Here is a 14205-nt window from a genome sequence, read left to right as displayed (position 1 = left end):
CTTTCGGAGATATCGGGTGAAAATAGCGATACTTTCCCGGGACAGCTCGCTTTACTCCTGCAAGCGGCTGTTGGCTGCGGCGCGTGCGCGCGGCCACTGCGTTGAGGTTATCGATCCGCTTTCTTGCTATATGAATATCAATCCGGGCTCGTCGGCTATTCATTATCGCGGCAGGCAGCTGGAGCACTATGATGCGGTAATCCCGCGCATTGGACCGGCCATTACTTTTTACGGGACGGCAGTACTACGCCAGTTTGAAGTGTGCGGCAGCTACCCGCTGAACGAATCTGTCGCCATCACTCGCGCCCGCGATAAGCTGCGCTCGCTGCAGCTGCTGGCTCGTGAAGGCATAGCGATGCCCGTTACCGGATTCGCTCATTCACCCGACGATACCAGCGATTTAATTAAAATGGTGGGCGGCGCGCCGCTGGTAGTAAAGCTGGTCGAAGGTACGCAGGGCATCGGCGTGGTGCTGGCGGAGACGCGACAGGCGGCAGAAAGCGTGATTGATGCGTTTCGCGGCCTGAACGCCCACATTCTGGTGCAGGAGTTTATTAAAGAAGCGCAGGGCAGAGATATTCGCTGCCTGGTGATTGGCGGTAAAGTCGTCGGCGCCATTGAGCGTCACGCCAGGGAAGGCGACTTCCGCTCAAACCTGCATCGTGGCGGCAAGGCGTATAAGGTACAAATTACCGACAGCGAACGGGAAATCGCCATTCGCGCGGCGGCAACGTTGGGATTAGACGTCGCGGGCGTAGATATTTTACGTGCAGAGCGCGGGCCGCTGGTTATGGAGGTTAATGCTTCGCCGGGTCTGGAAGGTATTGAAAAGGCCACGGGTTGCGACATCGCCGGGCTGATGATCGTCTGGCTGGAGCAGCAGGCGCGTCCAGGTTTCTGTCTGAAAACCGGTGGTTGAGGCGATATTTATCTCACAGCCGTGGTGTTTAAAAGCATTTTTACGTAAGCTAGGGCGCAATTTTAAGGCAGTAAGAGACCAACTACATGGATTCACTCGTCGTTCCCGATATCGATCTTCTGCGACGTTGGCTGGATCAGCAAAGCATCACCTGGTTTGAGTGTGACTCCTGCCAGGCGCTTCACCTGCCGCATATGCAAAATTTCGACGGGGTGTTCGATGCCAAACTGGATCTGGTAGACAATGTCATTTTGTTTTCAGCGCTGGCAGAAGTAAAGCCAACGGCGCTGATCCCGCTGGTGGGCGATCTTTCCCAGATCAACGCCAGCTCGCTGACCGTGAAAGCTTTTGTCGATATTCAGGATGATAATTTGCCCAAGCTGATTGTTTGCCAGTCGTTCTGCGTGACGGCCGGGCTTACCTACGGCCAGTTTGTGCATTTTATGAAGCAAAGCGAAGAACAGATCTCTATGGTGGTTATGGAGGCCTTCGCCAACCATTTGCTGATTGCTGGCGAAGAAGAAGACCGCAGCGAAACAATCTCATCCCACTCGATGCTGCATTAAACCGCGCGGCGTTTCAGGGCCTGTAGCTGGCCCTGCCTTCTCTGTTTTTCCTTTTGCCGCTATTTTCATCATTTTTTCCCGCTATTCCTCCCGCTTTTATGCTGCTATAAGGCCATAAAACCCGAATTTTATCTGGCATTTCGGGCGCTTTATTGCTCGCATGAAGAGTAAACGTGACTAAAAATCGATAAATGGGGTTTTTTGCATCCCGCTATGGCCTGGCCCTGCTTACAGGACTATCCTTGCGAAACTGTATTTATCATGCAGCGTCGCATAGGTTTTTTCTATTTAACAGTACGATGCCTAATCCGTTATTTTAAGGAAGCGCGTCGTCAGCCTGGCCGTATTCGGTGTGATTATCTTTTTTGAGGATAGAAAATATGTTCAACCAGCGTAAAAAATGGTTGTCAGCTATGGTAGCTGGCGTGGTGATGGCGGTTTCTGCCGGATCGTTTGCGGCTGACAAAACGCTGCACGTCTACAACTGGTCTGATTATATCGCACCGAATACCGTTCCCGATTTTGAAAAGCAGACCGGTATCAAAGTCATTTATGACGTTTTTGACTCCAATGAAGTGCTGGAAGGCAAGCTGATGGCGGGCAGCACCGGCTACGATATCGTGGTGCCATCTTCCAGCTTTCTGGCTCGCCAGCTGCAGTCCGGCGTGTTTCAACCGCTGGATAAAAGCAAGCTGCCAAACTATAAAAACCTCGATCCCGATCTGCTGAAAAAAGTCGATCAGCACGATCCCGGCAACAAATATGCGATTCCTTACCTGTGGGCGACCACCGGCATCGGCTATAACGTTGATAAAGTGAAAGCGGCGCTGGGCAAAGATGCGCCCGTTAACAGCTGGGATCTGGTACTGAAGCCAGAAAACCTGGAAAAGCTGAAAAGCTGCGGCGTCTCTTTCCTGGACGCGCCTGAAGAAATCTTTGCTACCGTGCTTAACTATTTGGGCAAAGATCCTAACAGCAGCGAAGCAAAAGATTACTCCGGCGCGGCAACCGATCTGCTGCTCAAACTGCGTCCGAGCATTCGTTATTTCCACTCTTCGCAATACATTAACGATCTGGCCAACGGCAATACCTGCGTGGCTATCGGCTGGGCTGGCGATGTATTACAGGCCAAGAACCGCGCGATTGCGGCGAAAAACGGCGTGAACATCGCCTACAGCATTCCAAAAGAGGGCGCGCTGGCGTTCTTCGACATGCTGGCTATTCCAAAAGACGCGAAAAATCTTGATGAGGCCTATCAGTTCCTCAACTACCTGCTGGAGCCGCAGGTGATGGCCAATATCTCGAATAAAGTGTTCTACGCCAGCGGCAACAAAGCCTCGGTACCTTTAGTGAATGAGGATATTCGTAACAATCCGGGCATTTACCCAACGCCGGAAACGATGGCTAAATTATTTGTGCTGAAAGTACAGGATCCCAAACTCGATCGTGTGCGTACGCGAGCATGGACTAAAGTTAAAAGTGGTAAGTAACTGAAGCCTGGACTGATTACAACAGAGGCGCCCCGCCTCTGTTTTCTTATATGGCATGCCCGCTTTTACAGCGTTGGAGTGTAATGGAAGTGAACGACGCGATCTCTCGCCCGCAAAAAAAAGTCAGCAAGGCCGTAACGCCGCTGCTGGAAATCCGCAATCTGACCAAGTCTTTCGAAGGACAACACGCTGTTGATGACGTCAATCTGACCATTTATAAAGGTGAGATTTTCGCGCTGCTGGGCGCTTCCGGCTGTGGTAAATCGACGCTGCTGCGTATGTTGGCCGGCTTTGAGGCTCCCACTTCCGGGCAAATTATGCTGGATGGCCAGGATCTTTCCCACGTGCCGCCGTACCAGCGCCCCATCAATATGATGTTTCAGTCCTACGCGCTGTTCCCGCACATGACCGTAGAGCAGAATATCGCTTTTGGTTTAAAGCAGGATCGACTGCCAAAAAATGAGATTGCCGATCGCGTAGCGGAGATGCTGACGCTGGTGCATATGCAGGAATATGCAAAGCGCAAACCTCATCAGCTTTCCGGCGGTCAACGTCAGCGCGTGGCGCTGGCCCGCAGCCTGGCTAAACGGCCCAAGCTGCTGCTGCTTGATGAACCAATGGGCGCGCTGGACAAAAAGCTGCGCGATCGCATGCAGCTTGAAGTCGTGGATATTCTGGAGCGCGTCGGCGCAACCTGCGTAATGGTTACGCACGACCAGGAAGAAGCGATGACGATGGCTGGCCGCATCGCCATTATGAACCGTGGGAAATTTGTGCAGATTGGCGAGCCGGAAGAGATTTACGAGCACCCAACCACGCGCTACAGCGCCGAATTTATCGGCTCCGTTAATCTTTTTGAGGGTATGCTGCGTGAACGCCAGCCCGACGGCCTGGTTATCGACAGTCCGGGCCTGATCCATCCGTTGAAGGTGGATTCTGATGCTTCGGTTGTGGATGGCGTGCCGGTACACGTTGCGCTGCGTCCGGAAAAGGTAATGCTGAGCGAAAATGTTCCTGCTGATGGCTGTAACTTTGCCGTCGGTGAAGTGGTGCATATTGCCTATCTGGGCGATCTCTCTATTTATCACGTGCGTCTGCACAGCGGCCAGATGATTAGCGCGCAGCTGCAAAATGCTTATCGCTTTCGTAAAGGCGCGCCAACCTGGGGAGACGAAGTACGTCTTTGCTGGGATGCGGACAGCTGCGTCGTTCTGACCCAGTAGCGGGAGGTTTTATGGTGCAACACTCTGTCAATAAACCTGCCGCCAGGCGTCCGGGCTGGCTGAACAGGCTGCGGTCAAGCCGTAAGGTCGTTATCGCGCTGCCTTATCTGTGGTTTATCCTGCTATTTTTGCTGCCGTTCCTGATCGTATTGAAAATCAGCTTTGCCGACATTGCCCGTGCGATCCCGCCCTATACGGATCTGGTTAGCTGGGCAGATGGTCAGCTGACAACGGTAATTAATTTTGGCAACTATCTGACGCTAACGGACGATCCGCTCTATATCGATGCTTATCTGCATTCGCTTCAGGTTGCGGCTATTTCGACCATAGCCTGTCTGGTGATTGGCTATCCGCTGGCCTGGGCCGTGGCGCACAGTTCGCCTTCTACGCGCAATATTCTGCTGCTGCTGGTGATCCTGCCTTCATGGACATCCTTTTTAGTGCGCGTTTATGCGTGGATGGGGATTTTAAATGACAACGGGATTTTGAATCGCTTTTTAATGTGGAGTCATATTACCGATCATCCCGTTGCGATCCTCTATACTAACCTGGCGGTCTATATCGGCATTATTTACTGCTATTTGCCCTTTATGGTGCTGCCAATCTATACCGCGCTGACGCGGATTGATTATTCGCTGGTGGAGGCTTCTCTGGACCTGGGCGCGCGTCCGCTGAAAACTTTTTTCAGCGTGATTGTGCCGCTGACCAAAGGGGGCATTATCGCAGGCTCGATGCTGGTATTTATTCCGGCTGTTGGCGAGTACGTGATCCCGGAACTGCTGGGCGGCCCGGACAGCATTATGATTGGCCGCGTGCTGTGGCAGGAGTTCTTTAACAACCGCGACTGGCCGGTCGCTTCGGCGCTGGCGGTGATTATTTTGTTGATTCTGATCCTGCCGATTATCTGGTTCCATAAGCATCAGAACAAAGAGCTGGGGAATAAAGCATGAGCGCCTTACCAACCGTGCGTTCGCCATGGCGCATCGCAATTTTGCTGGTCTGCTTCTTTTTCCTCTATGCGCCGATGGTGCTGCTGGTGTTTTATTCATTCAACTCTTCGCAGCTGGCGGCGTGGGAGAGTTTCTCGCTGCACTGGTACAACGTCCTGTTTCATGACGATGCGATGATTAGTGCAGTAACGTTGAGCCTGAGTATCGCCGCGCTGGCGGCAACGGCCGCGGTCATTCTGGGGACGGTTGCGGCAGTCGTGATCGTACGTTTCGGCCGTTTTAAAGGCTCTACCGGTTTTGCTTTTATGCTGACCGCACCGCTGGTTATGCCGGACGTCATTACCGGCCTGTCGCTGCTGCTGCTGTTTGTGGCGATGGGGAACACCTTCGGCTGGCCGGGCGACCGCGGCATGTTAACTATCTGGCTGGCGCACGTGACTTTCTGTACGGCTTACGTGGCGGTGGTGATTAACTCCAGGCTGCGCGAGCTGGACAGGTCTATTGAAGAAGCCGCGATGGACCTCGGCGCTACGCCGCTGAAGGTATTTTTTGTGATAACCGTTCCTATGATTGCGCCCGCTATCGTTACCGGCTGGCTGCTGGCCTTTACGCTGTCGCTGGATGACCTGGTGATCGCCAGCTTTGTTACCGGACCTGGCGCGACGACGTTACCGATGCAGATTTTTGCTACCGTGCGTCGCGGCGTGAATCCGGAAATCAACGCGCTGGCTTCGCTGATTTTGTTTGTGGTAGGGCTGGTTGGCTTTATCGCCTGGCGCTTTATGGCGCATGAAGAAAAGCAGCGCATCCGCGATACGCAGCGGGCGCGCGGTGGGCATTAAGTTTATTCAAAAGCTAAGGCGCGAAGAAGTCCGGCAGAAATGCTGTAACTCTCAAAGCAACGTCACTGCCTGACTGCAAGCAGATTGGATAAACGGCTCGTCTGGCGCATGAATGCGCCAGACGAGCCAGCAGGGATGATTTGTCCGTGTTCCGCCGGCTCTTGCTGGCTTTGAGCGGCAGCGACGTTCCGGCGCAGCTTTAGCAGGCTTTAGCCAGTTTCAGTATCCTGCGGACGCAAATCGTTATCCCAATACTTTTATCACGCAGGCTTTAAAAATCTTTACGGCACCAGGTAGCGCATTCAGTTCAAAACGCATATCGGGATGATGCAGGCCTGGCGTCAGGCCCGTGCCTAACCCCCAGAAACCCGCTTTTATTTGCGGACGCTGTACCGGATAGTGAAAAAAATCCTCGCTGCCGGGCGTGGAGCGAACCGGCATCAATGCGGCTTCGCCGAGCACCTCCTTAATAGAGTCAGCTACCAGCGCGCTCATCTCCTCGTCAATTTCGGCAGCGGGCATAGCTTTCATTACCTCAATTTGCGCCGTAGCGCCAAAGGCCGCTGCGCTCTGGATAATCGCCCGTTCAACACGGCTTTGCAGCAGCGTCATATCCTCGTTTTCCGCCGCGCGCAAATCAAAAACCACGCGGGCTTCATCGGGAATAGAGTTAGTTACGCCCGCATCGCACAGAAAGCGCGTCGCTTTAGCACTCCAGGTTTTTCCCGGAGGTAAATGCACGGCATTAACGGCCTGCACGGCGCTGGCGGCGGCATCCAGCGCGTTCACACCTAAATGTGGCCTTGCCGCGTGGGCGGTTTGCCCGCGTATTGTCGCTTCAAGCGTTACGCAGGCCGAATAATACATCGCGGGAATCGCTGTCCCGACCGCGCACTCTTCGGCCGGACGGAGATGAAAGCCGACTATCATATCAACGTCATCAATAGCGCCGCCGGCGATCATCGCCAGCGCGCCGGTGCCCAACTCTTCCGCAGGCTGGAAAATCAGCTTCAGGCGGCCTTTTTTAATCGCCTTTTCCGCTATCAGTTCCTGAGCAGCGGTCAGCACAACGGACGAGTGTGCATCGTGACCGCAGGTGTGGCGCGCGCAGGGTTCGCCGTTAATCACGTGGCCCAGCGCATCCATATCGGCACGCAGCGCCAGCGTCGGGCCAGCTACGCCGCTTTCCAGCGTGGCAACAATGCCCGTAGTACCGTTGAAATTATCCGTAACCTGAAAACCAGCGGTCTTTAATTGCTGACTTAAATAAGCGGAGGTTTTAAATTCCTGGAAGCCCAGCTCCGGAATTTCATGCAGGTAAGCGTAGTGTTCAAAAACTTTTAACAAGGCAGGTTCTCCCTTTTACTGTCAGGCGATAGCGCGCATCACCAACATGGCGATAACGGCATTAAAAATGCTGGTTAGCATCAGCAGCGGCCAGTATTTTTTAGGTACGTCGGCCACGCCCAGCAGGCGGCCCATATACTGCAGCTGCGATCCCATCAGGAAGATAGCCGGCGCCAGAATAGTCACGTCGGCCCCGGTCAGCACGCTTTTCGCCAGCAGGCTGACGGCGACCCCGGTTCCGGCAGAGGAGGAAAGCCATGCGGTTAATAAGACGGTTACGGCTTCGCCAGGCAGGCCAAACAGCCCCATTACCGGCGCAAAGAGTTTGCCAATAAAGGTCATTATGCCCAGCAGATTAAGCATTTCGGCAATCACATAGGCCATGATGACGTTCGGCATCAGATTATGTATGGCAATGTGGAAGCCTTTGCGCGCGCCCACGACAAAAACGTCAAAAGGATTACGGGAAACGATGACCGGAGGATTATTTTGCATGTTGAAACTCCTGCTTATAGAAGGTCGTTAATACCATGCGTACCACGGCGGCCCCAACGAATTTAAGGACAAACATTAACAGCAACGGCACCAGCACGGGGACGGAAAGAGAAACAAACAGCGCCGAGCCGATGGCAAAATAGTTATTAATTAAGCCTGCGCCGGAGTATTGCCAGGCGGCCATAATCACAACGTCCTTTTTACTGATTTGCTGCTCATCGTGTAGCTCTTTGGTCAGCGCCGCGCCGGCATCGGTGCTTTGCAAATCGGTAATCAGGGCCAGACCGCAGCGTCCCGGAATGCCTAATAGCGGTTTAAGCAGCGGCGTCAGCAGCTTGTGCGCAGCGCGAATTGCACCGTAATGGGTAAATATTTCCAGCAGGCCCAGCGCCAGCATCACGGTGGGAACTAATGAAAGGGCGAACAGAAAACCCGCTTTAGCGCCCGTGCCGCCTTCACCAACAAAGGTTGCGCGTGCGGTATCTTTGATGGTGCCGAACTTGCCGCCCAGCGTGGTGAAGTCAAAAGCGCCCAGCCATTTTGCATCCTGCACGTTTAAAAACAGCCCGGAAAAAAACAGAATGGCGACGATGAGTGCCAGATAAGCCCCCAGACCTGGCGACCAGCGCTGGCGGTTTGCCGATTCAGTATCCATAAATAAACTCCCTGCGTAGTAACTGTCGCTATCAAGCGCGTTCGGTGGAAATAGCCCGCAAACTGGTCTAAACATAATTTGCGGCCGTTTCAGCTTATAGCTAAGCAGTTATCGTGCCAGGGCAATCAATATGGATAAAAATGGGCCGACGAAGAGCGTTATCAGCTGCTCTGGTCGCGAGCAAAAACCGCAACGGCTGAACAGGCAAAAAAGAGCAGGTCAATGCCAGAGCGGCATGGCTGCACCAAAACAGGGCTTTGGTGGAGAACAAAATGTCAGAAGTGCTGAAACATGAAAAGGTAATGACGGATCCTTATGCCATTCCCGTTCCTGTGCTGGTGGCCGCTACTGCTATCATAATGACACGCTGTCTGGGCATCGCACTGGAAGTGCATGAGATGGGCCTGGCGGAACTGGTTAATTTTGTTCAGCTCACGGCACAATCCTGGCGCGATACGCTGATTTTTATCGCGGGCCAGCTGCTCTTTTTTATTCAATTACGCTGCGCTTTCGCCCTGCTGCATGGTCGCCACTGGGGACGTACTGGCTACGCCTTGTCACAGCTGGTGGTCGTCAGCTATATGCTGTTGGTTCATGCAGGCTGGCTTGATTCAGCCCTCTTTACCAATGTTAAAGAAGGGCAGCTGCTTATCATGCAAAAACTGCCTGACCTGCTGGTGCTGATGCTGCTGTTTGTGCCAGCATGCAGCCGGGATTTTTTCCGGCAGCGCTAAACGGACAGTGATACAATTCCCGCCCGTTTTCGCTTTAGAGATCCCCCATGCATTGCGCCCTTTATGATGCCGACCGCTGTCGATCCTGTCAGTGGCTGGACCTTCCCTATACCAGGCAGCTTGAACAGAAACAGGAACGGCTGCACCAGTTGCTGGCAGAGCAGACCGTGGAAAGCTGGCTGCCGCCCGCTATTTCTGCGCAGCAAGGGTTTCGTAACAAGGCGAAAATGGTGGTAAGCGGCAGCGTAGAACGGCCAGTGCTGGGGATCATGCATGCCGACGGCACGCCCGTCGATCTTTGCGCCTGTCCACTTTATCCTGACAGCTTTAGCGCTGTTTTTGCGGAGCTGAAGCCGTTTATTGCTCGCGCAGGCCTGACGCCTTATAACGTGGCGCGCAAACGCGGCGAGCTAAAGTTTATCCTGCTGATGCAAAGCAGCCTCACGGGGGAACTGATGCTGCGTTTTGTGCTGCGTTCAAAAGAGAAGCTGGCGCAGCTCAAGCGGGCCATCCCGGAATTGCAGCAGCTGCTGCCGCAGTTAAGCGTCATCTCGGCCAATATCCAGCCGGTACATATGGCGATTCTGGAAGGTGAAGAGGAAATCGCGCTAAGCGAAAGCCAGGCGCTGGCCGAACAGCTAAACAATGTGCCGCTCTGGATCCGGCCACAAAGTTTTTTCCAGACCAACCCGGCGGTGGCCGCCTCGCTTTACGCCACGGCAAGGGCCTGGGTAAGCGACCTTAACATCAAAAGCATGTGGGATCTTTTCTGCGGCGTAGGCGGTTTTGGCCTGCACTGTACGACGCCAGAGATGACGTTAACCGGTATCGAAATCAATGCCGAAGCGATAGCCTGCGCAAAACGCTCGGCCGAGCAGATGGGGTTGAACAAGGTCAGCTTTGCAGCACTGGATTCTACCGCTTTTGCTACGGGCGAAGGCAGCGTGCCCGATCTGGTGCTGGTCAATCCGCCACGTCGCGGCATTGGCGCAGCGCTTTGTGATTACCTGAGCAGCATGGCACCGCCGTTTATTCTTTACTCCAGCTGTAACGCGCAGACGATGGCCAGCGATATTGCCCGGATGAGCGACTATGCCATTGTCAAAGTGCAGCTTTTCGATATGTTCCCGCATACCGCGCACAGTGAAGTATTAACGCTGTTACGGCGACTTTGACTCGGCGGGGAGCGGGCTGGCGCTGCCAAACCAGCGTAGTCTGAGCGCCTGCAGCGTACCGTCTGCCGTCATGCTCTGTAACGCTGTATTGAGCTGAACCAACAGTGCATTATTGCCTTTATGCACCGCAATGCCCAGGCCGGAGCCAAAATAGCGGGCGTCCGTTACCGGTTCGCCAACGACGGCCAGGTCAGGATTGGCCTTTATCATCGCCTGCATAGAGGGCGTTTCGCCGAAAATACCGTCCAGCCGGGCGTTGCGGATATCCAGTAGCGCATTCTGGTAATTGTCATAGCTCACGGTAACAATCTCCGGCCACGAAGACTGTAGCCAGGCCTGGAGCGTTGTGGCATCGGCCACGCCAACGCGCTTACCTTTAAGCTGAGAAAAAGAGGCGTAATGGTTTTTGATAGCGATGACGGTGGCGGAGCTCTCCAGATAGGATTGGGTGAAATCTGCCTGCGCCCGCCGCTCTTCCGTAATATCCAGTCCGGAAATCACCGCATCAAAGCGATTAAACTTAAGCGAAGGCAGCAGGCGATCAAAGTCGCTGTTAGCAAAAGTACACTGCCGCTGCACTTTTTCGCAAAGCGCCTTTGCCAGATCGATATCAAAGCCAACCAGCTGATGCCCTTCGTTGAAATAAACAAAGGGGGGATAAGTTGCCGAGACGGCGAAACGAAGCGGGTCGCTGGCTTGCGTACCGGCACTAAATCCGATGAGAAGAAAGGCCCAAACCTTAAGCATGGCTCCAGTCCTTGCGCGAGTATTATCGGGTTAGTATGCGCGTTGTGCGGACGACGCTATCCATTAATTAAAAGCCAGATGATAGTTGTTTTTCCGCAAATGCCGGTGGTTGCCCACCGGCGCGTTAGTTTCTGTGCTCGAAAGCCAGCGCGCGACGCTCTATTAACCGCATCATCAGCGTCAGCAGTCCATTAACGCAAAGATAAATAAGGCCTGCTGCGGCAAAAACCGTTACGTCATAGGTACGACCATACAGCAGTTGCCCATGGCCCATGACTTCCATTAGCGTAATGGTGTAAGCCAGCGAGGTACTTTTAAACACCAGCACCACCTCGTTGGAATAGGAGGAGAGGGCGCGTTTAAAAGCGTAGGGCAGCAGAATGCGCAGCGTATCCTTACGGTTCATACCCAGCGCCGCACAGGATTGCCACTGCCCGGATGGGATAGCTTTCACCGCGCCGTAAAAAAGCTGGGTAGTGTAAGCCGCACTATTAAGCGACAGCGCCAGCAAGGCGCAAAGCCACGGCTGTGACAGCAAATGCCACAGCCACGGAATCGCCTGGATAGACGGAAACTGCCCTGGCCCGTAGTAAATCAGGAAAATCTGTACCAGCAGCGGCGTGCCGGTAAACAACGTGATGTAAGCACGGACAACCTGATGCAGCAGCGGTATCTTCAGGGAAAGAATAACGGTAAAGAGCAGCGACAGCAGCAGGGCCAGCAGCAGCGAAGCAACCGTCAGCGTCAGGCTGGTATGCAGCCCTTTGAGCAGTTCGGGTAGATAGCTTAGCATCAGTGACTCCCCTGTTCAAAGCGGGTGGTGCGGGCTTCAATGCGCTTTAAAACCTGCTGGCTAAGCAGCGTAATAACCAGGTAGATCGCAGCGGCAATCATATACCAGGTAAAAGGTTCCTGAGTGCGCGAAGCGATACTTTTCGTTTGCAGCATAATGTCATTAACGCTAATCAACGACACCAGCGCGGTATCTTTCAGCAGTACCAGCCACTGGTTGCCTAAGCCCGGCAGCGCGTGACGCCACATCTGCGGCAAAATCAAACGAAAGAAAATAGCGGAGGTTTTCATACCCAGCGCCTGGCCGGATTCCCATTGGCCCTGCGGCACCGCTTTTAAGGCACCGCGCAGCGTTTGCGAGGCGTAAGAAGAGTAGAGAATGGCTAAAGCGATGACGCCGCAGAGAAAAGGGCTAACGTCGAAATTTTCGATGGCCATTTGCACCGGCAGCGTAGTGAATCCCAGATGCAGCGTAAAGCCATCCGAAAGCGTTAACAGCAGCTGCGAAGCGCCAAAATAGACAAACAGCACCACCAGAATTTCCGGCAGGCCGCGAAACAGCGTGACCAGGCCCGTACCAATCCACGCTATGGGACGCCAGCTGGCCGACTCCCAGATGGCGAAAATCATCGCCAGAATCAGTCCTGCAATCAGCGCAGAAACGGCAAGGCCGACGGTCATCCCGGCGGCGCTTGCAAGAGGATAAAGTTCGCTCATTCCGTTATTGCTGGAACCATTTGGTGTAGATAGTTTTGTACGTACCGTTGGCTTTTACTTTATCCAGCGCGGCGTTGAATTTGCTCTGCAGGTCGGTGTTTCCCTGACGCACGGCGATGCCCAGACCGGTACCGAAATAGGCTTTATCCGTGACTTTTTCACCGACCGGTGCCAGCGCGGCATTTTGCTTCAGCCACTCGTTAACGACGGCAGTATCGCCAAACACGGCATCAATACGGCCGTTTTTCAGATCCAACACGGCATTCTGGTAGCTGTCGTAAGGCACCGTGGTGACGCCGGTCATTTTGTCCGTCAGATATTTTTGATGGGTAGTGCCGTTCTGTACGCCGACACGTTTGCCTTTCAGCGCGCTCACGTCTGCGATTTTACCCTTTTGCGCGATGAACAGCGCGGAGTTGTCGTAGTAAGCTTTAGAGAACAGAACCTGCTTTTCACGCTCAGGCGTGATGTCCATACCCGCCATCACCGCGTCAAAACGACGGAATTTCAGGCTTGGGATCAGGCTGTCGAACGCCTGATTAGTGAAGGTGCAGGTTGCGTCAATCTCTTTGCACAGGGCATTAGCCAGATCGACATCAAAGCCCTGGATTTTATTTTCTGAATCCACGAATTCAAAAGGAGGGTAAGACGCTTCGGTAGCAAAACGGATGGTCTGCGCAGCGCTCGCGCTCAGGCTTACACCGGCTAACAGCGCGGCAAGTACGATTTTTTTCATCATTATGTCCTGCATCAGTGCGAAAGATAGTTGGCAAACGCTTCGGTTTGCGGCTGTGTAAAGCGGCTGGCGTCACCCTGTTCCACAATATAACCATTTTCCATATAGACGACGCGGCTGGCCGTCTTGCGCGCCACCTCCACCTCGTGGGTGACGATCACCTGCGTAATATTGGTTTCTGAAAGTTCCTGAATGATCGCAACGATCTGCGCGGTGATTTCTGGATCCAGCGCCGCTGTGGGTTCATCAAACAGCAGCACCGCAGGTTCCATCATCAGCGCGCGAGCAATGGCCACCCGCTGCTGTTGACCACCAGAAAGATGCAGTGGAAAGCGATCGGCAAATTTGGTCAGGCGCAGACGGTCCAACAGTTTTTCTGCACGCGCCAGCGCCCGATCTTTGCTCAGGCCCAGCACGCGGCAGGGCGCTTCGATCAGGTTTTGCATCACCGTCAGGTGTGGCCAGAGATTATACTGTTGGAAAACCATCCCAACGTTCTGGCGCAGCTCACGAATAGCGACATCGCCAGGGGCTTTGCTGAAGTCAAAATGGTGGCCGGCAATAGCCAGCGTACCGGAACGCGGCATCTCCAGCAGATTCAACACGCGCAGCAGCGAACTCTTGCCCGCGCCGCTTGGCCCCAGCAATACCAGCGTTTCGCCTTCCGGGCATGACAGTTGTATATCAAAAAGCGCCTGATGGGCACCATAAAAGCAGTTTACAGCGTTAAGTTGAATACTCATGCGCAAAAAGTGAATAGCCATTAGTGCTGCGAATCTTAACGTCGACGGCATAGTTATGCAATCAACGCCGTGGA

Annotated in this window: 16 protein-coding genes; 8 read left to right on the top strand and 8 right to left on the bottom strand. The window is 53.8% G+C overall.

What is annotated here, in order from left to right:
- Window positions 1–16 precede the first annotated feature (16 nt).
- From rimK to potI, 6 genes are all read left to right on the top strand, one after another.
- The gene (rimK, locus tag ACMGGR_RS14025) at window positions 17–919 is read left to right on the top strand and encodes a 30S ribosomal protein S6--L-glutamate ligase (protein ID WP_414147144.1); all 903 of its coding nucleotides are present in this window, start codon (window positions 17–19) and stop codon (window positions 917–919) included.
- An 86-nt stretch (window positions 920–1005) separates the two neighbouring features.
- Complete coding sequence (locus ACMGGR_RS14020) at window positions 1006–1485, top strand: YbjN domain-containing protein (RefSeq protein ID WP_246760503.1); 480 nt, start codon at window positions 1006–1008, stop codon at window positions 1483–1485.
- A 380-nt stretch (window positions 1486–1865) separates the two neighbouring features.
- Window positions 1866–2975 carry a spermidine/putrescine ABC transporter substrate-binding protein PotF gene (gene potF, locus ACMGGR_RS14015; protein WP_414147143.1) on the top strand — a complete coding sequence of 370 codons (1110 nt, stop codon included), beginning with the start codon at window positions 1866–1868 and terminating at the stop codon, window positions 2973–2975.
- An 89-nt stretch (window positions 2976–3064) separates the two neighbouring features.
- Window positions 3065–4198, top strand: coding sequence for a putrescine ABC transporter ATP-binding subunit PotG (gene potG / locus ACMGGR_RS14010; RefSeq protein ID WP_414148967.1), 1134 nt, complete (start codon window positions 3065–3067; stop codon window positions 4196–4198).
- A gap of 11 nt (window positions 4199–4209) precedes the next feature.
- Window positions 4210–5148: a putrescine ABC transporter permease PotH gene (potH, locus tag ACMGGR_RS14005; protein WP_246760505.1), complete on the top strand. Its 939-nt coding sequence runs from the start codon at window positions 4210–4212 to the stop codon at window positions 5146–5148.
- Window positions 5145–5990 carry a putrescine ABC transporter permease PotI gene (gene potI, locus ACMGGR_RS14000; protein ID WP_414147142.1) on the top strand — a complete coding sequence of 282 codons (846 nt, stop codon included), beginning with the start codon at window positions 5145–5147 and terminating at the stop codon, window positions 5988–5990. The genes potH and potI overlap by 4 nt, the downstream gene beginning before the upstream one ends.
- Before the next feature lie 243 nt (window positions 5991–6233).
- On the opposite strand, the gene ACMGGR_RS13995 is transcribed toward potI, so the two are convergent.
- From ACMGGR_RS13995 to ACMGGR_RS13985, 3 genes are read right to left on the bottom strand one after another with little or no spacing between them, the layout of a single operon-like run.
- A complete protein-coding gene (locus ACMGGR_RS13995) occupies window positions 6234–7337 on the bottom strand; it encodes a M20 peptidase aminoacylase family protein (RefSeq protein ID WP_246760507.1) in 1104 nt (367 codons plus the stop codon).
- A 21-nt stretch (window positions 7338–7358) separates the two neighbouring features.
- Window positions 7359–7832: a YjiG family protein gene (locus ACMGGR_RS13990; protein WP_414147141.1), complete on the bottom strand. Its 474-nt coding sequence runs from the start codon at window positions 7830–7832 to the stop codon at window positions 7359–7361.
- The gene (locus ACMGGR_RS13985) at window positions 7822–8487 is read right to left on the bottom strand and encodes a nucleoside recognition domain-containing protein (protein ID WP_414147140.1); all 666 of its coding nucleotides are present in this window, start codon (window positions 8485–8487) and stop codon (window positions 7822–7824) included. The genes ACMGGR_RS13990 and ACMGGR_RS13985 overlap by 11 nt, the downstream gene beginning before the upstream one ends.
- 272 nt (window positions 8488–8759) lie before the next feature.
- On the opposite strand from ACMGGR_RS13985, the gene ACMGGR_RS13980 reads away from it, so the two are divergent.
- Both ACMGGR_RS13980 and rlmC read left to right on the top strand, forming a co-directional pair.
- Window positions 8760–9221: a YbjO family protein gene (locus ACMGGR_RS13980; protein WP_246760510.1), complete on the top strand. Its 462-nt coding sequence runs from the start codon at window positions 8760–8762 to the stop codon at window positions 9219–9221.
- 47 nt (window positions 9222–9268) lie between these two features.
- Window positions 9269–10396, top strand: a complete 1128-nt coding sequence (gene rlmC, locus ACMGGR_RS13975) for a 23S rRNA (uracil(747)-C(5))-methyltransferase RlmC (RefSeq protein WP_414147139.1) — start codon at window positions 9269–9271, stop codon at window positions 10394–10396.
- Here rlmC and ACMGGR_RS13970 read toward each other — a convergent pair.
- From ACMGGR_RS13970 to artP, 5 genes are all read right to left on the bottom strand, one after another.
- Window positions 10382–11143: a transporter substrate-binding domain-containing protein gene (locus ACMGGR_RS13970; RefSeq protein WP_414147138.1), complete on the bottom strand. Its 762-nt coding sequence runs from the start codon at window positions 11141–11143 to the stop codon at window positions 10382–10384. The genes rlmC and ACMGGR_RS13970 overlap by 15 nt on opposite strands.
- Before the next feature lie 124 nt (window positions 11144–11267).
- Complete coding sequence (gene artM / locus ACMGGR_RS13965) at window positions 11268–11936, bottom strand: arginine ABC transporter permease ArtM (protein WP_246760513.1); 669 nt, start codon at window positions 11934–11936, stop codon at window positions 11268–11270.
- Window positions 11936–12652 (bottom strand): arginine ABC transporter permease ArtQ, encoded by a 717-nt coding sequence (gene artQ / locus ACMGGR_RS13960; RefSeq protein ID WP_414147137.1) that lies wholly within the window; start codon window positions 12650–12652, stop codon window positions 11936–11938. The genes artM and artQ overlap by 1 nt, the downstream gene beginning before the upstream one ends.
- A gap of 4 nt (window positions 12653–12656) precedes the next feature.
- Complete coding sequence (artJ, locus tag ACMGGR_RS13955; RefSeq protein WP_246760515.1) at window positions 12657–13388, bottom strand: arginine ABC transporter substrate-binding protein; 732 nt, start codon at window positions 13386–13388, stop codon at window positions 12657–12659.
- A gap of 14 nt (window positions 13389–13402) precedes the next feature.
- Window positions 13403–14131 carry an arginine ABC transporter ATP-binding protein ArtP gene (gene artP / locus ACMGGR_RS13950; protein WP_246760598.1) on the bottom strand — a complete coding sequence of 243 codons (729 nt, stop codon included), beginning with the start codon at window positions 14129–14131 and terminating at the stop codon, window positions 13403–13405.
- Window positions 14132–14205: the final 74 nt, after the last annotated feature.

The organism is Erwinia sp. BNK-24-b, assembly GCF_047456155.1.
Classification (GTDB): Bacteria; Pseudomonadota; Gammaproteobacteria; order Enterobacterales; family Enterobacteriaceae; genus Erwinia; species Erwinia phyllosphaerae.
This window is presented reverse-complemented; position numbering and strand designations above follow the sequence as displayed.